This is a genomic window from Polynucleobacter sp. TUM22923 (assembly GCF_030295705.1).
Classification (GTDB): Bacteria; Pseudomonadota; Gammaproteobacteria; order Burkholderiales; family Burkholderiaceae; genus Polynucleobacter.
Map to the genome: position 1 here is coordinate 498,347 of NZ_AP027274.1, position 19,905 is coordinate 518,251.

Annotated in this window: 19 protein-coding genes; 9 read left to right on the top strand and 10 right to left on the bottom strand. The window is 45.8% G+C overall.

The features are described 5' to 3' along the window. The first annotated feature begins 19 nt into the window (after positions 1-19). Positions 20-1,036 (top strand): LLM class flavin-dependent oxidoreductase, encoded by a 1,017-nt coding sequence (locus QUD86_RS02575; protein ID WP_286297815.1) that lies wholly within the window; start codon positions 20-22, stop codon positions 1,034-1,036. Here QUD86_RS02575 and QUD86_RS02580 read toward each other — a convergent pair. Together QUD86_RS02580 and QUD86_RS02585 are read right to left on the bottom strand one after the other, a co-directional pair. Beyond that, positions 1,026-1,442, bottom strand: coding sequence for a putative toxin-antitoxin system toxin component, PIN family (locus QUD86_RS02580; RefSeq protein WP_286297817.1), 417 nt, complete (start codon positions 1,440-1,442; stop codon positions 1,026-1,028). The genes QUD86_RS02575 and QUD86_RS02580 overlap by 11 nt on opposite strands. A 12-nt stretch (positions 1,443-1,454) precedes the next feature. Next, positions 1,455-2,000 (bottom strand): YaeQ family protein, encoded by a 546-nt coding sequence (locus QUD86_RS02585; RefSeq protein WP_286297818.1) that lies wholly within the window; start codon positions 1,998-2,000, stop codon positions 1,455-1,457. Between the two features lie 89 nt (positions 2,001-2,089). Here QUD86_RS02585 and QUD86_RS02590 point away from each other — a divergent pair, with 89 nt between their 5' ends. After that, positions 2,090-3,712: an NAD(P)/FAD-dependent oxidoreductase gene (locus QUD86_RS02590; protein WP_286297819.1), complete on the top strand. Its 1,623-nt coding sequence runs from the start codon at positions 2,090-2,092 to the stop codon at positions 3,710-3,712. Here QUD86_RS02590 and QUD86_RS02595 read toward each other — a convergent pair. After that, entirely contained in the window at positions 3,701-4,297 is a 597-nt protein-coding gene (locus tag QUD86_RS02595; RefSeq protein WP_286297820.1) for a P-loop nucleotide/nucleoside kinase family protein, read from the bottom strand. The two genes, QUD86_RS02590 and QUD86_RS02595, sit on opposite strands and share 12 nt — an antisense overlap. Before the next feature lie 101 nt (positions 4,298-4,398). Here QUD86_RS02595 and QUD86_RS02600 point away from each other — a divergent pair, with 101 nt between their 5' ends. Next, positions 4,399-6,330, top strand: a complete 1,932-nt coding sequence (locus tag QUD86_RS02600; protein WP_286297821.1) for an ATP-binding cassette domain-containing protein — start codon at positions 4,399-4,401, stop codon at positions 6,328-6,330. On the opposite strand, the gene QUD86_RS02605 is transcribed toward QUD86_RS02600, so the two are convergent. The 5 genes from QUD86_RS02605 to QUD86_RS02625 form a co-directional block, all read right to left on the bottom strand. Beyond that, positions 6,327-7,634, bottom strand: coding sequence for an APC family permease (locus tag QUD86_RS02605; RefSeq protein ID WP_286297822.1), 1,308 nt, complete (start codon positions 7,632-7,634; stop codon positions 6,327-6,329). The genes QUD86_RS02600 and QUD86_RS02605 overlap by 4 nt on opposite strands. After that, positions 7,624-7,968, bottom strand: a complete 345-nt coding sequence (locus QUD86_RS02610; protein WP_286297823.1) for a chaperone modulator CbpM — start codon at positions 7,966-7,968, stop codon at positions 7,624-7,626. Before QUD86_RS02610 ends, QUD86_RS02605 begins: the two co-directional genes overlap by 11 nt. A 5-nt stretch (positions 7,969-7,973) precedes the next feature. After that, positions 7,974-8,954: a DnaJ C-terminal domain-containing protein gene (locus tag QUD86_RS02615; protein WP_286298613.1), complete on the bottom strand. Its 981-nt coding sequence runs from the start codon at positions 8,952-8,954 to the stop codon at positions 7,974-7,976. Between the two features lie 138 nt (positions 8,955-9,092). Then, positions 9,093-10,640 carry a UxaA family hydrolase gene (locus QUD86_RS02620; protein ID WP_286297824.1) on the bottom strand — a complete coding sequence of 516 codons (1,548 nt, stop codon included), beginning with the start codon at positions 10,638-10,640 and terminating at the stop codon, positions 9,093-9,095. A 25-nt stretch (positions 10,641-10,665) separates the two neighbouring features. Next, entirely contained in the window at positions 10,666-11,613 is a 948-nt protein-coding gene (locus tag QUD86_RS02625) for a Bug family tripartite tricarboxylate transporter substrate binding protein (RefSeq protein WP_286297825.1), read from the bottom strand. Between the two features lie 75 nt (positions 11,614-11,688). Here QUD86_RS02625 and QUD86_RS02630 point away from each other — a divergent pair, with 75 nt between their 5' ends. Then, positions 11,689-12,834 carry a mandelate racemase/muconate lactonizing enzyme family protein gene (locus tag QUD86_RS02630; protein WP_286297826.1) on the top strand — a complete coding sequence of 382 codons (1,146 nt, stop codon included), beginning with the start codon at positions 11,689-11,691 and terminating at the stop codon, positions 12,832-12,834. Here the strand turns inward: QUD86_RS02630 and QUD86_RS02635 are convergent. Then, a complete protein-coding gene (locus tag QUD86_RS02635) occupies positions 12,821-13,756 on the bottom strand; it encodes a 3-hydroxyacyl-CoA dehydrogenase family protein (protein WP_286297827.1) in 936 nt (311 codons plus the stop codon). The genes QUD86_RS02630 and QUD86_RS02635 overlap by 14 nt on opposite strands. Positions 13,757-13,898: 142 nt before the next feature. On the opposite strand from QUD86_RS02635, the gene QUD86_RS02640 reads away from it, so the two are divergent. The 4 genes from QUD86_RS02640 to QUD86_RS02655 are packed head-to-tail and all read left to right on the top strand — an operon-like array spanning position 13,899 to position 17,626. Next, on the top strand, positions 13,899-14,831 hold the full coding sequence (locus QUD86_RS02640; RefSeq protein WP_286297830.1) for an SMP-30/gluconolactonase/LRE family protein: 933 nt from the start codon (positions 13,899-13,901) through the stop codon (positions 14,829-14,831). Positions 14,832-14,834: 3 nt separating this feature from the next. Further along, positions 14,835-15,566 carry a GntR family transcriptional regulator gene (locus tag QUD86_RS02645; RefSeq protein ID WP_286297831.1) on the top strand — a complete coding sequence of 244 codons (732 nt, stop codon included), beginning with the start codon at positions 14,835-14,837 and terminating at the stop codon, positions 15,564-15,566. An 18-nt stretch (positions 15,567-15,584) separates the two neighbouring features. Beyond that, the gene (locus QUD86_RS02650) at positions 15,585-16,634 is read left to right on the top strand and encodes an Ldh family oxidoreductase (protein WP_286297832.1); all 1,050 of its coding nucleotides are present in this window, start codon (positions 15,585-15,587) and stop codon (positions 16,632-16,634) included. 20 nt (positions 16,635-16,654) lie between these two features. Further along, positions 16,655-17,626: a Bug family tripartite tricarboxylate transporter substrate binding protein gene (locus tag QUD86_RS02655; protein ID WP_286297833.1), complete on the top strand. Its 972-nt coding sequence runs from the start codon at positions 16,655-16,657 to the stop codon at positions 17,624-17,626. A gap of 79 nt (positions 17,627-17,705) precedes the next feature. On the opposite strand, the gene QUD86_RS02660 is transcribed toward QUD86_RS02655, so the two are convergent. Then, positions 17,706-18,407 (bottom strand): pirin family protein, encoded by a 702-nt coding sequence (locus tag QUD86_RS02660; protein WP_286297835.1) that lies wholly within the window; start codon positions 18,405-18,407, stop codon positions 17,706-17,708. Between the two features lie 39 nt (positions 18,408-18,446). Between QUD86_RS02660 and QUD86_RS02665 the strand changes: the two genes are divergently transcribed. Further along, positions 18,447-19,886, top strand: coding sequence for a TAXI family TRAP transporter solute-binding subunit (locus tag QUD86_RS02665; protein WP_286297836.1), 1,440 nt, complete (start codon positions 18,447-18,449; stop codon positions 19,884-19,886). Positions 19,887-19,905: the final 19 nt, after the last annotated feature.

Consider the following 19,905-nt stretch of genomic DNA (forward strand, 5'->3'; position numbering starts at 1 on the left):
TTGTCGGTATGATTGCGTGATGGCAAATTCGGTTCCGTACTCTATTCTAGATATATCGCCGATTCCCCAGGGGTTTTCTGCTGGTGATGCGCTGCGAAACTCTCTTGAGCTTGCCCAGCATGCTGAACGTTGGGGTTACAAGCGCTATTGGGTTGCCGAGCATCACAATATGACTGGAAATGCGAGTTCGGCGCCCGCGGTCCTCATTGGATATATTGCTTCGGGCACTACTCACATTCGGCTAGGGTCTGGCGGCGTTATGTTGCCTAATCATGCGCCCTTAGTGATTGCTGAGCAATTTGGAACCTTAGCCTGTCTATATCCAGGCAGAATTGAATTGGGTCTTGGGCGCGCTCCAGGTACCGATCAGATGACGGCGAGGGCTTTACGCCGAGATCTACAGGGGAGTGATGACCGTTTTCCGCAGGATGTGATGGAGCTACAGCACTATTTCGGTCCGACGCAGGAGGGGCAGGCTGTCAAAGCGATTCCGGGTGCGGGTACCGAGGTGCCTATTTGGATTTTAGGTTCTAGTTTGTATGGCGCTCAATTAGCAGCTCACTTGGGATTGCCGTATGCCTTTGCGTCCCACTTTGCGCCCGAGCAATTGCTCGAGGCGATGACAATCTATCGCAATCAATTTAAGCCTTCTACGCAATTGGCAAAGCCTTATTGCGCTTTTCTAATGAATGTAGTTGCTGCCCAGACAGATGAAGAGGCTATTTATCAATTTACTACCTTGCAGCAGCATGTGATTCGGATGCGTCGCAACACGCGTGGCCAATTACCACCACCCATTGAAAACTTAGATGTATTTTGTGACCCTCATGAAAAAGCGACTACGGCCAATGCTCTACAATGCTCTGCGGTAGGGTCTTTAGAGACAGTCAGAGCTCGGATGCAGCATTGGCTTGATCTGACCGGAGCTGATGAGATTGTGATGACAGGTCAAATCTATGATCATCAGGCGCGTTTGCAATCTTTTGAAATTGCTGCAGAAGCTGCCCAAGGGCTGCATTATCAATCTAGCGTATGAAAGCGTTATAGTCCGCCGTAATGATGATGCCGTCTTTAAGGGCATGGCCAGCAAGCTTGAGGAGTGCCTTATCTTTGCTAATTAAAATAGATGGCCTCAATTGATACGCCAGATTTAAAAAAATCTGATCATCTGGGTCCTCGCATTGCCAAGGTGCCATTGCTAGAAAGGTATCGTCATATTGTTCGGCGATCGACTGCCATTGATTCATGAAGCTCTGTTGCTGTGCGTCTGTCAGTTTGAAGAGCGGACGGGAAATTACGTCAGCAAATTCATCCAGTGTTTTTTGGCTAGCTATTGCTCGTATATCAAAGCTTAGAAGCGCCTGCTTTAAGTTGGCAGCTCTAGTATCTTCAAAGACAAAAATGTCGAGCAGGACATTGGTATCCAAAATATGACACTGCATACTATTGTGAGCTTATGTCTGACTACGCCAGATTTCTGGGGTGATGGTTACTTGCCCCATATCCGATGAGACATAAACCTCTTCATCTTGGACGTTGACATGGAGCACCATGCTTCGCTCAACTAGTTTGCTAAGCTCCTTCGCTTGCTCTGCTGGAATAGAGATAATCTGCAGGTTACGAGCGCGGGTGAGTTTATTGGCAATGCCATCCCACCAAATCTTGCTGGTATGACCGCCATAGCAATAGACGATGACCTGATCGGATCGACCGCATGCTTTCAAAATACGGCGCTCATCAGGTTGCCCAACCTCAATCCAGAGCTTGATGGCATCAGTTAAGTCTTTCACCCAGATATCGGGCTCATCCGCATCACTCAAGCCTTTAGTAAAGACCAAATCTTCTTGGGCTTGTAGTGCAAATGCGATGATGCGGATCATCATGCGCTCTTCGGTTTCTGAAGGGTGCTTGGCGATGGTTAAAGGATGACTGCCGTAATAGTGGCGATCAGAATCTGCGACGTGAAGGTCGGCTTTGTGGATAGTTGCGCGTAGAGCCATGGCGCATTATCGCCTCTAAAATGCTAATAACCGACTATCCCAGTATTATTGACCTTGTTGCCCTCATTTAGTGTGTATCGTAGAACGCCATGATCCGAGTTACCGAACTTCGTCTGCCTATTAGTCATGCCCCAGAAGCACTGGAAGAGGCGATTCTGAAGCGTTTAAATCTATCGCCGCAGGACTTGGTGCGCACAGAGGTCTTCAAGCGAAGTTACGATGCCAGAAAGAATGTTGCTCTGGCTTTCATCTACACAGTCGATCTCTCGGTCAAGAATGAGGAGCAGATCCTTCAGCAATTCTCAAGCGATATTCATGTGAGACCTTCCCCGGATACGAGTTATCACTTTGTAGCCAATGCGGCCCAAGTGAATACTCAAGTTCAGTCAGATCATTTTCAAAGACCCGTGGTGATTGGCTTTGGCCCTTGCGGAATTTTTGCGGCCTTGATTTTGGCTCAAATGGGACTCAAGCCTATTATTTTGGAGCGCGGTAAGGCTGTTCGAGAGCGCACTCAAGATACCTGGGGCTTGTGGCGTAAAAACGTGTTAAATCCTGAGTCCAATGTACAGTTTGGTGAGGGTGGAGCAGGTACCTTTTCGGATGGCAAACTTTATAGTCAAATTAAAGACTCGAAGTTTTATGGCCGTAAAGTCATCCATGAATTTATTAGAGCGGGTGCACCAGAAGAGATTCGCTATGTGGCAAAGCCTCACATCGGCACCTTTCGTTTGGTTGGCGTGGTCGAAAAAATGCGCAAAGAAATTATCGAGCTGGGTGGAGAGGTGCGATTCTCACAAAAAGTCACCGGCTTTGATATTGATAATGAGCGGATACAAGGCGTGAGGATAGAGGGGCATCCGGACCTTAAGGCGAATCATGTGATTATTGCTTTAGGCCATAGTGCACGTGACACCTTCCATGCACTGCATGATGCTGGGGTCTACATGGAAGCGAAGCCTTTCTCGGTAGGCTTTCGCATTGAGCACCCCCAGTCATTAATCGACAAGGCTCGCCTAGGGCCTCATGCAGGCAACGCGTTGATTGGCGCTGCAGATTACAAATTGGTTTATCACGCCAAGAATGGGCGCTCTGTCTACAGTTTTTGTATGTGCCCTGGCGGTACGGTGGTAGCCGCTGCATCAGAGCCTAATCGTGTTGTAACCAACGGCATGAGCCAGTACTCTCGTAATGAACGCAATGCAAATGCCGGTATTGTTGTTGGTATCACGCCTGAGGACTACCCTGGCGGTCCTCTTGCTGGTATTGAGTTTCAAAGAATGCTGGAGTCTAAGGCATATGAAATGGGTGGCTCTACTTATGAGGCCCCAGGGCAATTGGTCGGGGATTTTTTAGCAGGCAGACCTTCTACTGAATTTGGTAGTGTGATTCCTTCCTATAAGCCCGGCGTTCATCTGACAGACCTGGTCGATAGTTTGCCGCTCTATGCGATTGAAGCTATTCGAGAGGCAATCCCGGCATTTGAAAAGCAAATAAAAGGATTTTCTCTAAAAGACGCAGTGCTCACTGGAGTGGAGACGAGAACCTCTTCTCCATTGCGGATTACTCGCGGTGCTAACTGTCAAAGTCTAAATATAAAGGGACTCTATCCCGCAGGGGAGGGGGCCGGTTATGCAGGGGGTATTTTATCTGCAGGCGTAGATGGTATTAAGGTAGCCGAAGCAGTTGCTTTGGATTATTTAGCCCACTAGATAATCAATGAGATCTTCGAAGTTGGATTGATCAAAATGGAGATTGTCAAAACGCTGTAGCAGCTCATGCTGGGGCGGATCAATTCTGCGTTGGCTATATTGCTCCCAATGGCTAAGCTTCCACTGATCCCTCGGGTCTGCGCGTTTTTCCATGCGATGCTTTGCTTCATCCTGATCTAAATCAATCCAAGCAACTTTGATCTGCGTTTCGAGTGGAATGCTCAAAGCTTCTGGTTTAAACATCCTTCCAGATTGAATCTCACTAGAAAAAGGGCCTACTAGGATCACATTTACACCCAGTTGCAGATTTTCTTGGGCAATGGCAATCAGGCCAGAGTATTCCCAATCACGCAGGTTCTTTAGATAGTAGGGGCTGTCACGATCATGGGGATTATTGGTAGTGAGCGCCATAACATGGGCGCTAAAGGCTCCGTACACGGTATCTTTATCCAAGAAAAAGAAGTCTTCGCCTGTTTTTTCAATAATGAGGGGTAGGGCCTTTTTCGCCAGCGTTGACTTGCCTGTACCTGCATGGCCTGCAAATAGGATGAGGCGGGGCGCGAGGGGGCTTAATTTACAGGTCATTACGCTCTTTATTCATAGTGGTGCTGAAATAAATTCTACCGCTCAATCCCCTTCTTTATTGAAAATAGGACCGCTTTGACCGAAGAGACGATAATGTCGCCATGGCTTTAATCGTACTCACTGATGCAAAACTGGCTTTTGGCCACGTTGACCTCCTCGCAAACACTGCTTTTTCCCTGGAATCTGGGGAGCGTGTCGGCTTAATTGGCCGTAATGGCACAGGAAAATCCTCTTTGTTGAAGATTTTGGCTGGCATAGAAAAATTAGATGACGGACTCTTGCAGTTTCAGCAAGGTCTTCGCATTTCTTATGTGCCGCAGGAGCCCATATTCGAGGCTGAGGAGAGTATCTTCGAAGCCGTTTCTCAAGGCGTGGCTTTGGCCAAAGCGCTTAGGGAAGAATATGAGGCGCTGAGCGTTGGTGATTGGGACGATGTTTCTCAGCATCGCATGGATGAAGTGCAGTCTCAACTCGAAGCCTTAAGCGGTTGGAATTGGGAGCAGCGTGTTTATGAAACTTTAGATCGATTGCATCTAGAGGCTGAACTCAAAATTAATACCTTGTCCGGCGGAACGAAGAAGCGGGTTGCGCTTGCAAGAGCTTTGGTAGAAATGCCAGACGTCCTTATCTTGGACGAACCTACCAACCATTTGGACTTGGATTCGATTGCCTGGCTAGAAGAGTTATTAAAAGAATATCAAGGCTCTGTGCTTTTGGTAACGCATGATCGCGCCTTTTTAGATAATGTGTGCACCCAAATTGTGGAGCTAGACCGCGGCATTTTACGTAGCTACCCAGGTAACTTTTCTGCCTATGAAGTGCTAAAGGATCAAGAGCTAAATTCAGAATCCCTGGCAAATGCGCGCGCCGATAAATTATTGGCACAAGAAGAAGTTTGGATACGTAAGGGTGTTGAAGCTAGACGTACCCGAAGTGTTGCCCGTATTGCTCGCTTAGAGGGTCTTCGGGATAGTCGCGCACAAAGGCGTGATGCGATGGGTCAGGTCAAGCTAGCTGTTTCTGCCGGAGACCGCAGTGGCAAAATTGTGGCGGACTTACAGAATGTCTCTAAATCTTATGGCCGTCCGATTGTTCAGGATTTCACCGCTAGGATTTTACGGGGTGATAAGGTCGGGTTATTGGGTCCAAATGGTGCGGGTAAGACTACGCTGCTTAAGTTGATCTTAGGTACGATTGCACCTGACTCGGGTACAGCCACTATGGGAACTCGGATCGAAGTGGCTTATTTTGATCAGATGCGAGAAGGTCTGGATCTCAATGCCTCTTTAGAGGATTACATTAGCCCAGGTAGTGAGTGGATTGAAATTAATGGCAATAAAAAGCACGTCAAGAGTTACTTAAGTGACTTCTTGTTTTCACCTGAGCGAACCAATTCACCGGTAAGTACTTTATCGGGCGGTGAACGAAACCGTTTATTGTTGGCCCGTTTGTTTGCAAGGCCAGCAAACGTCTTGGTATTGGATGAGCCCACCAATGACCTAGATATTGATACTTTAGATTTGTTAGAGCAGTTGCTCCAAGAATATAAAGGCACAGTATTCCTGGTTAGTCATGATCGTTATTTCTTGGATAACGTAGTGACCAGCATTATTGCTAACGAAGGCGATGGTTTCTGGCGTGAGTATGAGGGTGGCTACGAGGATTGGAAAATCCAAAAGGCCCGATCAGATAAGATTCGCACGGCTAATGGCAGCATGAAGTCTCCAGAAAAGAGTGAGGCTAAACCTGCGGCCAAGCTAGAGCCTAAGTCAGAATCCAAGCCAGTGGCAGCAAAGAGCGATGTTCTTAAGCTCAATGGCAAAGAGCGCCAAGAGCTCGAAGCTCTGCCTCTGCAGATTGAAGCTTTAGAAACGGAGCAAGCTGACATCGGAATCGCCATGAGCAGCCCTGATCTCTACAAGAATGAGCCTGAACTAGCTGCTAGTATGCAAGCACGTCTATCGCAGATAACGGCTGACTTGGATATTAAACTGCAGCGCTGGGAATTTCTGCTAAGCCGTTCAGAATCCTAAGTCGCTTTGTGATGGTTTGATTTAAGTCTAGAGAAAGCTTCAAAGCCAAAAGAGGCGACTAGGGCAATCAGTAGGGCAATGACGCTTGAAGGCGATGTTTGCGCTGTGCTGATGGTGAGTGCCGTGAACAGGATCATATTAATCACAATGGCGCACCAGAGGATTTTAGGGTTTGCACCGGTCTGTTGATAGATGCGAATGTGGCCATAAGTAATCACTGCGTAAACCAATAAAAAAGCTAAGCTAGCCATTTGCCCCACTTCGTTTAAAGGAAAAATCAGGGCTAAAAATATGACGCCAATGGATGAAATACTCAGGGCGCGAAACTTAGTTTTGAGAATAACGCTGCCAAGTGTATTGGAGATCATTTTCTTTTGAGCGACATCGGCTGCGATATTTGAGGCTGCGAAAATAGTAGCGTTAACGGCTGCAGCGCAGGCTAGCAAGGCTGATATGCTAATGACCATCAGGCCGGCTTTGCCCGCAACAATTTGTGCGGCATCAGCTAAAACATGTCCATTATGGAGCTCTATCGCACCCAGAGGCATTAAGAACACAACGGCACTACTGACGGCTAGATAGGCGACCGTGACCAGTATTAGTGCGGAGAACATGGCTAAAGGAAGCTCTTTTTGCGGGGACTTCATGGCTGAAGAGGAGTTGGTAACCACCCCGAAACCTTGAAAATTAATATACAAAATTCCGGCAGCTACCGCGATGCCACTGATAGAGCCGCTACTCATTTGAAAATTATTAAAATTTGCTTGATGAAATCCCATTGCTGAAAAAACTAAGAGACTAATGACGACTAGGGCGATGGCAGCCGCCTCGGCTTTACTAACCAAGCTAGGGCCCAGTAAGTTGATGAAGGTGCAAGTCAAAATAATGCCAGCAGTAATGCATTTGAGCAGTAGGGGAGAGAGGTCTCCACCAAACAGCGTATTGGTGTACTCGACAAATCCTGCGGCGTAAAGTGCGGCAGCAATCAAGTAGGCAATATATTGGAAGGTGTTAATTCCACCCGAAATAATGCCAGGCCCAAATCCCATAATCGTAAAAGTAGCTGCGCCCCCACTACTAGGAAATGCTGCGCCTAGCTTTGCATAAGAGTAGATGGAAAAAGAGGCTGCGATTGCTCCAATCAAAAAAGCTAGTGGGACATGTGAACCAGCATGTGAGCTTGCTAAGCCAAGTAATGAATATAAACCTGCACCCATCATGCCGCCAATACCTAGTGCCGTAGCGGAAAATAAACTTACGTCATCTACTTTCTTTTGAATATGGCTCAGTAAATCAATGCTCATCAGTGATGCTTTTAACGTGAACGGGGGCTTGGGTATGAAGTTGATTGCGTAGGCGATTGATTTCATCAAGAAGGTCTAAAGCTAGTGCAACTCCAGGCGTATTCAGCTCTAGATCATGACTTAAGTGAGCTGCAGTCTTGGCTCTTTGAAGAGAATCACCACTAAAGCGCCAGTCTTGTGCGCTTGTGCCGCTTGGGCTTAGAACACCCTCGGTAACCCAAGACATAATTAAATCCTCGGGGGTTCGTACCGCCTGAGAGAGTTCCACGATGCTCATGTGCAGCTCATCTTCTACGATGGCGCCTTCAATCCAAGTAACTATAGTTTGTGTCATATTACTCATCCCTCTAAATGGTTTCTTGGTTTGAAATCAAATGCTTTTTCAAAAGCTTGATAAGCTTCTTTTTGTGAGTCAGTATCTGCACGAGGTAAAACAATGGTTGGCACTACATATAAATCACCGGCTTCCTTACTAGGGATACCTTTGCCTTTAAGCCGCATCTTGCGACCCGCTGCTGTGCCCGCAGGAATTGTCAACTCTAAGGTAGCGCCCGCAGGGGTTGGAATATTGACTGCAGTACCCAAGGCAGCTTCCCAAGGTGCGAGCGGTAGATCTAGGTAAACATCTTTACCATCGACCCGATAGATCGCATTTGGATGAAAATCAATTTCTAAATAGAGATCACCAGCAGGACCCGAACCCACTCCAGGAGCGCCTTGACCAGACAGGCGAAGATTCTGCCCCGCTTTCATTCCTTTGGGAATGCTGACATCTAATTTTCGTTCTTGGGTTAGCACATGGCCGCTAGCATCTTGAACAGGCATGTGAAGCGTAATCGTACGCTTTGCGCCATTGTAGGTATCCGCTAAATCAATTAGGATTTTGGCGTGATGATCTTGCCCTTTAAAGTCCATGCCCTGGCGAGGATGACTGCTGCGGCCACCTTGTCGATGCCCGCCACGGCCGAAAAGAGATTCAAAGAACTCACTTTGATCTCCGTCATAGCCGCCACCAAATCCCGCATGGCCGCCGCTAAAATTATTGTCGGAATATTCAAAGCCTTCATTCCAATTGGGTGGGGGAGTGAAGTTCTGGCCATTTTTCCAGTCAGCGCCCACTCGATCGTATGCCGCACGCTTTTCCGTATCCTTTAAAACAGCATAGGCTTCACCAAGCTCTTTAAATTGATCTTCAGCACCAGCTTCTTTATTGACGTCCGGATGATATTTGCGCGCTAGCTTTCGGTATGCGGCTTTTATCTCTGCTTCACTTGCACCGCGAGCAACGCCAAGCGTTTCGTAATAATCTCTAAATTTCATATGCTTCATGAGTCCTGTTGAATCAATTACTTTAATTCTACAGTTCTCAGAGCCTTTTTTCAGTCCTTTAAGTCTTTTTGGGTCAAGAAAAAGCGGGCACTAAGCCCGCCTGTCACTACCCAATCCTTAAGGAGGGGTTTAACTCATCACCCCAATTTGCCAGGGAACAAATTCATAGTCTCCTAAGCCTAGCAGCTCACTCTTGGAGGATTTTCCAGATGCCGTTTCTAGGAAGAGCTCAAAAATCCGCTGCCCCATCTCCTGAACGGAAATCGTGCCATCTAAAATTTCCCCGCAATTGATGTCCATATCTTCGGTAAGGCGTTGGAACATGGGGGTATTAGTCGCTAACTTGATACAGGGTGCTGGTTTAGAGCCGAACATGGATCCCCGCCCAGTCGTGAAGGCCACTAGGGTTGCGCCACCCGCAATTTGACCGGTGGCAGAGACGGGGTCAAAGCCAGGCGTGTCCATAAATACAAAGCCTTTAGTTGTCACAGGCTCAGCATATCGATAAACCTCCATCAACGGGCCGGTACCACCCTTCATAGAGGAGCCTAGAGACTTTTCAAAAATATTGGCCAGGCCACCAATTTGGTTACCTGGGGAAACTTGGCCATTGATCTGGACATCACGTCCAACCGAGTATTCATCTTTCCACCAGCGAATCCGTTTAATCAGCTTTTCACCGATCTCCTTACTGACCGCACGGCGGGTGAGAGTATGTTCTACACCGTAGATCTCGGGCGTCTCAGAAAGAATGCCTGTGCCTCCATGACGCGCAAGAATATCAACAGCAGCACCCAGTGCTGGGTTTGCAGTGATAGACGAGAAGCCATCCGAGCCACCGCATTGCAAACCAACCGTAAGATGGCTAGCCGAGACTGTTTCTCGCTTTGCTTTATTTGCTTCAGGTAGCAATGCTTTAACCGCTTCGATGCCTGCTTCAATTGTTTTACGCGTTCCGCCCGTTTCTTGCATGATGAAGGTATGCAAGGTAGAGTTTTCTTGCAGTGCCTCTTGCTCCATTAATCCTTTGAGCTGATTTCGTTCGCATCCCAGGCCAATAATCAGTGCTGCTGCTAAGTTGGGGTGCTGGGCATATCCTGCCATGGTTCTGCGTAGTAGCTGCATTGGCTCGCCACTCATCTCCATACCACAGCCAATATCGTGACTAAAGGCAACAACACCATCAATGTTCGGAAAGTCTTTTAATTTTTCAGGGGTAAACCAAGCGGCGATTTTATTGACTACAGTGGCAGAGCAATTGACCGTAGATAAAATACCAATGAAATTGCGTGTACCTACTTTTCCATTGCTTCTGACGTAACCTTGAAAGGTAGCCCGTTCAGATTCAGGTAAAAGTGTAGTGGGCTTATATTCACTGGCATAAGCGTAGTCACGATCAAATTCTCGGAACTCGGTGTTATGGCTATGCACCATTGAGCCAGGTTCAATATCCGTGTTAGCAAACCCTACGGTGACGTTATATTTCAGAATTGGATCACCTTTAGCAATTTTTTTTGTGGCGATCTTGTAGCCTGCCGGTACTTGGCTTCGACTCGTAAACCCCTCACTAGGAACGACTTCACCAATAGCAACGTCAACTCGGGCAACTACGATGTTGTCATGAGGATGTAGGCGAATAATTGGCCCAGCTAATTTTTTTCCAGCAGTTTCAATCATTATTTTCTTTCAATTTATCTGTTTTTTAGTCAGCAGTAACGCCAGATTTTTTAACTATAGGACGCCATTTAGCAACTTCAGATTTGATATAGTCCCCCAGTTGATTTGGGGTGCTTGTTATTACTTCAAAGCCTTTTGAGTTCAGTTGATTCTTAACCTCAGGATTATTTAAAGTGCTAATAAGCTGGGCATTTAGTTTATCAATAATTGCTTTAGGGGTGTTTGCAGGAGCGACAATCGCGTACACCAACTCCACCTCAAACTTAGGCAGGGTTTCAGATATGGCGGGAATTTCAGGCTCTGATGCAGAGCGTTTCAGACTAGTAACTCCTAGGGCCGTTAGCTTCCCAGATTTCACATAGGGTAGGGCAGCTGGCGTCCCAACAATAGCGGTTTGGATCTGCCCACCCAAAACATCTGTTAGTGCTGGGGCTGCGCCCTTATAGGGGACATGCAAAATACTTGTTCCTGCCTGCGTATTAAACAATTCTCCAGCGAGGTGCAATGGAGTTCCGGCACCTGATGATCCAAAACTTACTTTTCCTGAGTTGGCTTTTTCATAAGCAATGAGTTCCGCAGCAGTTTTCACTGGAACAGATGGATTGGCGACTAGCATTAATGATGATGAGGCAACAAGTGATACCGGGGAAAAATCCTTCAATAAGTTGTAGTTTAATTTCTTATATAGGGTTTCGTTTATTGCCTGCGTGCCAACCATCATTAAGAAAAGCGTATGGCCGTCCGGTTTTGAGTTCGCTACATATTCAGCGGCTAGATTGCCTCCAGCACCAGGCTTATTTTCAATAATAATTGGCTGACCAAGACTTTCACCCAGCTTTGGTGTGAAGCTGCGCGCTAATACATCAGAAGGACCCCCGGCTGCAAAAGGAACGATTAACTTAATTGGCTGAGTTGGGTAGCTCTGCGCGCCGGATGCTGAGGGTAGTAACGCTCCCAAAACTGATAGTGTCAAGATGAATCTTCTCATGTATCGTTCTCCTTAATTATTAAAATGTGAATCACTAGGTTAAATCCAATAAAGCAAAAAATGAAAATTACAAGCGCCGAAATTTATCCCTTATCGATACCACTCATCGAGCCCATAAAAATGTCTCGAGAGAATATTGTTGATGCGAAGACTGTACTTTGTTGCATCACGGACGAGCGTGGAAGAAAGGGTTGGGGCGAAGCATCTGTTGCACCCTTGATGACAGGCGAGACTTTGGATAGTTTAGTAGGGAGCATCCAATATTTAATACGGGGCTCCATGGAGATTTGCTGGAAGGAGCCAAAAGATTTTATGGGGCTGTTTAATCGTGTTTTATACTCAAATGCCTCTGCCAAATCATGTTTAGAAATGGCTTTACTGGACCTGTATACGCAAACACTTTCTGTGCCGCTGTGGCAATTTCTACGAAGTGCAAACAATGCTACAAAAACCGAGCTACCCACCCCAATCCCGTTGCTGAGGATGCTTGGAGGTTCGCTAGACAAGGAGTTAAATGATGCCAAGGTATTTCGTGAGCTTGGGTTTAGGCACTGGAAAATAAAGATTGGCTCATTATCTTTGGATGAGGATCTACATAGAGTCAAGGTATTAAGCGATGCATTAGCTGGCGATGTTATTTCTGTTGATGCCAACTGTGCATTAAGCCTAGTCGACGCTATTCGATTTTGCGAATCAGAAGAGGCTAGCAAACTTGCTTTTGCAGAGCAGTTAGTCTCTACAGGGCTTCCTATGAGTGATTTTGCGCTTCTTAAGAATAAATCCCCTATTCCAATTTGTTTGGACGAGTCGATCCATGGTGCTGCAGAAATTAAACGGTTTATCGATGCCGATGTATTTGGTGGGGCAAGTTTAAAGCTCATTAAGACGGGTGGCGTTATGCCAGCTTTATCATGCGCCAATCTTCTCCATGCAGGTAATTTTAAATTAAATCTGGCCTGCAAAGTCGCCGAGACTTCCCTATCAGCCGCAGCAACTGCCTCCTTGGGATTTGCATTGGGTGAAGTGGATTGGGGCTTTAGCATGTCGAATCAATATTTACGGTTTGATATATGCGATGAGCCTCTGAAAGCGAGGCATGGGCATCTAGATGTTGCCCAGCTGGCATCAATTGGCGTTGGCATTACACCTAATCTGGATCGAGTGAAAGAAGCCATTGCTAAGGGTTATGCAGCTATTCAATGTTGAGAACATCAAAAGCTGCTTTAAGGCGCCTAGAGTACAAGTCAGAAACTGACTCAATCTCTTGCTTTGACCATTTTCTAAATCCTTCACCTGCTTTCATTCCCGTCTTACCTTCGCTCATTAGCTGAACTACCTTAGGTGGGAGCGTAGTAATGTTGGAGAGGGAGGGATAGATTTCCTTAGCTGCGTTAGCCATACCATCCCAACCAGAAATTTCCTTTTGAGTCATAGGGCCTACGGCTGCATAGCGAAAGCCAAAGCTATAACGTACTGCATCATCAATATCTTCAGGGCTTGCGATGCCTTGCTGAACAAGAGATAAGGCTTCACGCATCAAGGCATGCTGAATGCGATTGGCTAAAAACCCCGGAATATCTTTTTTAACTAGTACTGGCTTCTTGCTAATCTTTCGATAAAGCTGGCAGGCCTCTTCTGCGAATTTGGCATCCGTCTTCTCACCCATGACGATTTCAACCAAGGGGACAACTTCAGCTGGCATAAAGTAGTGCGCACCCATCATTCGATTTGCCGTCTTTAATTGAGATGCAATTTTGGTGATTGGAAAGCCTGAACTATTGCTACCAATTGGAATATTTGCCGGTACTCTTTCATCAAGGTATTGAAAGATGGACTGTTTAAGCTCAAGATTTTCTGCAACGGTTTCAATAACCCACTCACATCCCTCCCAATCGAGCCAGTCTTCAAGTACCTCACTCTTCTGGGCAGCCTTCACTTGGGCTGCATTCATTTTGGCGTTAGCCCCAGTCATGCCAATCTTCGTTGCTAGAGTCAAAGACTTATCTAGGCAGGCATCTGCTTTTTCTTTCGTTCTACCTAGGATCACAACGGGAATGTTCTGAGAAATAAATCCTGCTGCAATGCCTGCGGCCATGATTCCCGTTCCAATTACAGCGACATAGTTCATGATATTTCCAGCTTATGCGGTTAAGTTAAAAAAGAAGAATAATTTCTTAGATATTATTTACATCAGATTATCACTATTTATGTTTTAATTGTGAATCATTTGATTAAACTTATCCGTATAACTTAAGTAGAAAGCAAAAATTATGACCATGCACAATCCCTTTCAGCCTGTAGAGAAAATTAAAGCTGAAGTCTTCATGACGATGCCGGCAAAATTTCGCAAGAAGTCCCGCACCGGGTGGTCAGATCCTAACCGTCAGAATGCAGAAGTAGAGTGCTTCTTAGAAGGCCCCTCCTTTGATCGCGAAGGCAACCTCTGGTTTGTAGATATTCCCTTTGGTCGTATTTTTAGAATTACTCCTAAAGGGGATTGGGAGTTGGTAACGCAATATGACGGATGGCCCAATGGCTTGAAGTTTCACAAGGATGGCCGTGCCTTTATTTGTGATTACAAGATGGGCTTGATTGCTCTGGATCCTAAGACTGGAAAAATTGAGACTGTCTTAGGCTCTATGTACAGTGAAAACTTTAAAGGATTGAATGATCTACACTTCGCCTCAAATGGAGACTTGTACTTTACAGACCAGGGCCAGACTGGAATTGCTGACCCAACAGGGCGTGTATTTAGATTACGTGAAAATGGTCAATTAGATCGTTTGGCTATTAATGTTCCAAGTCCTAACGGTATCACTTTGAATACCCAAGAAAAGCATGTCTTCGTAGCTGCCACTAGATCTCAGCAAATCTGGAGAATGCCATTAATGGCGGATGGTTCAGTCTCCAAAACGGGGGTCGCTATTCAGTTAACAGGTGGTGTTGCAGGACCGGATGGCATTGAGATGGATTCTGAGAACGGCCTTTTGGTATGTCATTTGGGAATTGGTATTTGGAGATTCGATAACAATATGCTGCCAACCCATTTAATTTATTCTGATAATCCACATCACCACCATTTAGCTAATATGTGTTTTGGTGGTGCTGACGGAAGAGATTTATATATCACTGAATCATTGTCTGGGGATATTCTGAAGGCACGTTTACCGGTAGCTGGTAAGAAAATGTTTGGCCTCTCCTAATTTATGGAGAAGTTACCTTTATATAAGACGCTGGCCAATACGCTTGGCCAGCGAATTTATGACGGTGATTGGCCCGTCGGAACTAATCTACCCTCTGAGACATCCCTTTGTACGCGTTTTAAGGCTAGTCGTCATACCTTAAGACATGCTCTTCAAACGCTTGAGACAGATGGCCTCGTCTTGAGAAGGCAGGGGGCTGCCACTCAGGTGATTTCAAGGCAAAAGCAGAGACGCTTTACCCAGAGCTTTAATTCTCCAATTGATATTTTGAGTTATCCCAGAAATACCTATCGGGTGAATCTGGTAGAGGAGTTTATTGAGCTAGATAAACCCATGAGTGATTTGATTGGTAGCTCAGTTGGCTCATCCTGGTATCACATTGGTGGTATTCGAAAGCAGCACGATACAGAGCAGACGATTGCTTGGACTGATATTTATATTCTCCCGCAATTTGCCTCTTTGACATCTGATCCAGAGCATACACAAGTGATGGTTTTTGAGCAGATTGAAAAAAAGTATGGCACCCGTATTGTCCGTGCAGAAGTAGATGTGTCTGCTGTTAGCGCCTCCCCTTTAATTGCAAAGCGCTTAGATTTGAAACCCCATGCATCTTGCTTAGTTATTACAAGACGCTATTTTGATGCTCAAGATAAATTGTTTGAAGTCACCTTTACCTATCACCCAGAAAATAAATATGTTTACAGCATGGAATTTAAAAGTAGTTCTAGTGCTTAATTTAAAAGGTTAACTCTGATGCAATACTTGTCTATATCTGATTCCGAAAATTTCATTGCCAATGCGCTTCAGGCAGTTAATGTTCCCAGTGCTGATGCCAGAGTGGTTGCGCAGCTAATGGTGCAGTCTGACTTAGCGGGTGCAGATGGGCATGGCCTGTTTCGCCTACCGGCTTATATTAAGAGAATTCGTGCGGGGGGCATCAATCTTCATCCAAATATTCATATTGAACGAGATCAGGGCGCAACTGCATTAGTTAATGGCGACAACGCCTTGGGCCATCTTGTAATGAATAAGGCCGTAGAAATTGCTCTCGAGAAAGTTAAAAAGCATAGCGTTTGCTGGGTAGGGAGTCATTACGGCAATCACTCTGGTGCCGCTTCTGTCTATGTTAGAAAACTAGCGGAGAAAGGTTACATCGGCATTTACATGGCAGTAGGCAATGCCAATCACATGGCCCCTTGGGGTGGTATCGATTTATTGCTATCTACTAATCCTATCGCAATTGCCGTTCCCGCGGGCAATAGCCCAATAGTGTTGTTAGATATAGCAACGACTGTTGCAGCTTACGGAAAAGTGAAGCTTGCTGCGCAAAAGGGAGAGTCCATTCCAGACGGCTGGATGATCGATCGCAAGGGCCAGCCTTTAACTGATCCCCAGAGATCTGGAGAAGGCTCATTACTCCCGATCGGCGGCTATAAGGGCTATGGCTTAGCAGTAATGATTGGTTTATTGGCTGGAACATTAAATAATGCGGCGGTAGGCAAAGATACCGTTGACTTTAATGCACATCACGACTTGATTACCAATACCGGTCAAACCATCATTGCGGTTGACCCCACCGCTTTTGGGGATCAAGAGCAATTTATTCAGAGAGTGATTACCCTAGTAGAGGATTTGAAGAATTCATCTAAGCTACCAGGAGTAAATCAAATTCGCGTACCAGGTGAGGGTGCTGCGAAGACGATGACAGAGAGAATGCTGACTGGCATTCCGATCTCAAATCAACTGTTAGATGCATTAAATGCTTGCGCTAAGGAGTGCGGCATTGCAACTTTAGATTTATAAAATTTACCGGAGGAGACAAAATGATTAATCATTCAATAAAAAAAATAATACTAAGTGCATTTGCATTACCGCTCATCATAGGGTCAGCAGTTGCTGCCTACCCAGATAAGCCAATCAAGATGTTAATTGGTTATGCGCCAGGTAGCTCAACTGACATTGTGGGAAGAATGATTGCCAATGATTTGAGCTTAGCCTTGAAGCAGCCGGTGATTGTTGAAAATAGAGGGGGTGCCGCAGGGACGATAGCAGCAGACGCTGAAGCCAAAAGCCCTCCCGATGGCTACACCATTCTCTTTGCTCAAAATGGTCTGGCAATTAATGTGGCGGCAAATCCTAAGCTACCATTTAATGGTCAGAAGGATTTACTCCCAGTTGTGGGGGTTGCCGCTACTCCACACATATTAATTGTGGGTAATAATTCAAAAGCCAAGACGGTAGCAGACTTACTGATGATGCTCAAAGCAGATCCAGGGAAGCTGAGTTTCGGATCTTCGGGCATCGGTAATTCAGATCACATGGCTGGAGAGTTATTTCTAGCCACCACAGGTACCCAAGCAATTCATATTCCATACAAGGGTGGATCACCTGCTGCTACTGATTTGGTAGGCGGTCAGATTGATTTTTATTTTGCTGGCATGCCCGTTGGTTTACCGCTATACAAAGGGGACAAGGCAAAAGCACTGGCTGTTACGGGTAAAAACCGCTTTAGCGGTGCCCCTGAGCTCGTTACCATGCAAGAGGCGGGTATCAAGGGTTATGAAATGGCATTGTGGCAGGGTATGTTCGTCCCCGCTGGGACTCCTCCTGCAATTATTAGCGTCTTGAGCAGTACCGTTCTCAAAATTCTGGAAACACCTGAAATGAAAGATCGGTTTATTAAAGCGGGTGTTCAAATTGCTCCTATGAACACGCTTCAATTTACTGATTTATATCTCTCTGATATTGCGAGATGGAAAGTAGTGATTGAGAAGGCAAAGATTAAATTAGACTAGATTGGATCTCGACTGATCCAGCTTTATTAAGTATTGCGACGGGAGTGCACATCAGTGCACTCCTTTTTTTTGAGATAAGTTACCGACTCAAATCAAAAACAAGTACTTCGGCATCAACGCCGTTGCAAAGGTCTAGCTGACTCTCATTTTCTATGAGAAGTGCATCTCCAGCCTCTAGGGCAACATGATTCACACTTAGGACGCCTTTGATAAGGTGGACATAGGCTTTACGCTGTGGATTAAGATGGAATGTTTCAGATTGTGCGCCATTAAATAGGCCTAAATAAATACGGGCATCGGCATGTATTTTGACGGCATTATGAAGTCCTTCTGGCGATGCAACTAAGCATAAGGCGCCTTCTTTACTTGCAGCAGGAATAGATTTCTGCTCATAGCCAGGCTCAATTTCAAGCGCATTAGGTTCAATCCAAATTTGTAAAAAATGGGTGGTTTGATCTTGTGCGTGATTAAATTCGCTATGAGTTACGCCGCTTCCAGCGCTCATGCGCTGAATATCGCCTGGAGGTATGCTTTCTACATTGCCCATATCGTCTTCGTGCGCCAGGTTGCCGGAAAGAACGTAGCTAATAATTTCCATATTTCGATGGCTATGCTTGCCAAAGCCCATACCTGCAGCCACCCGATCTTCATTAATGACTCTGAGGTTGCCCCAGCCCATAAATTTTGGGTGATGATAGCCAGCAAAGGAGAAGGAATGGAAGCTTTTAAGCCATCCGTGATCAGCATAACCACGGTCTTGGGATTTTCTGAGGGTAAGCATAAATAACACTCTTTTCAAAAAAGGGATAAGCCCATTATCATGGGTTCTGACCCTACGGATAACCAGGCTTTTATGGCAAGCATCAAGCAAGATATTAAAGAAACCTTTCTTGGCCTCTATGAGACTGCCCATGATAGATGGAATGACTTTATTCAATTTCTGATGGAGGCTTGGCCACTGCTGGTTTCCCTTTTGATTATTTTGACAGGGGTGTGGCTGTATGCAGATCCCCCGCCTCCAAGGCATGTCATGATGGCCACCGGTGCCCCCGGGAGCTCTTATCATGATCTGGGAAAAAAATACGCTGAATTCTTCGCAAAAAAAGGGATTACTCTAGAGCTGGTCCAAACAAAAGGATCGCAAGAGGATATGGTGCGTTTAGCCAATCGTAAGGATCCTATTCAGGCGGCTTTTGTGCAGGCCGGGGTAGATATTCCTGAGGGTGTAAGCGGGATTGAATCCTTAGGGGCGATTAACTATGAGCCAATTTGGTTTTTCTACCGCGGACCCGAGTTGCGGGGGCATGACTTCCAGGCCTACCAAGCACAATTCAAATTTTTTCACCAGGCCAGGATTTCAATGGGGGAGAAGGGGAGCGGTACCTATGTACAGGCAAGCAAAATCCTTCAAGTTAATGGCATTGGGGAAGGTCAAAAATTTGTTCATCTTCCACTTGCGCAATCTGTTGCTGCCTTAAAAAATGGTCAGATCGATGGTGCATTTATCGTAGATGCTTATGATGGCCCAAGTGTGCAGGCAATATTAGAGGACCCTAACATTCATTTGGCTGCCTTTGAGCGGGCTGAAGCCTATGCTCGCCTATTGCCTTATCTGCAGATTTTAAATGTACCGACTGGTGCATTTAGTCTCGTTCGCAACTATCCTGATTTTGATATGAAACTGATGTCAACGACTACCAATTTATTGATTGATAGCAATATGCATCCGGCAATTCAGTTTCTCTTCTTAGAAGCGGCACGCAAAATCAATGGCAAATCTACTTTTTTTGCAAAAAGTGGTCAATTTCCTTCATTTGAAAATCCCCTGTTTCCAGAAAGCGCAGTAGCATTGCACTTTGAGAAAAATGGCTCCCCCTTATTGATGACTTACCTCCCTTTTTGGGTGGCTGAATTAATTAATCGCCTTACATTTGTTTTACTGCCATTTTTAGCTATCGCCTATCCCGTATTACTCACTTTGCCCGGCTATCGTGATAAACGTATTCGCCGAAAAATTAATAGGCTGTACGGAATGCTAAGAGAATATGAGCAAGAGCTAACTCAAAGCTTTGACTCTGTGGATCAAGACGGGTATCTGAAGAAGTTAGACTTATTGGAATATGAGGCCTTGCAATTAAATATCCCAAAGGCAGTCTCGAGTGACTATTACGCCTTGCGAACGAGTATTGACTATGTTCGTAGTTGCCTCAATCGAGGTATTCGCCCGTATCAGATTCAAGAGGAAGCCGTATGCCTTTGAGCCAACTCATGCATCTTAT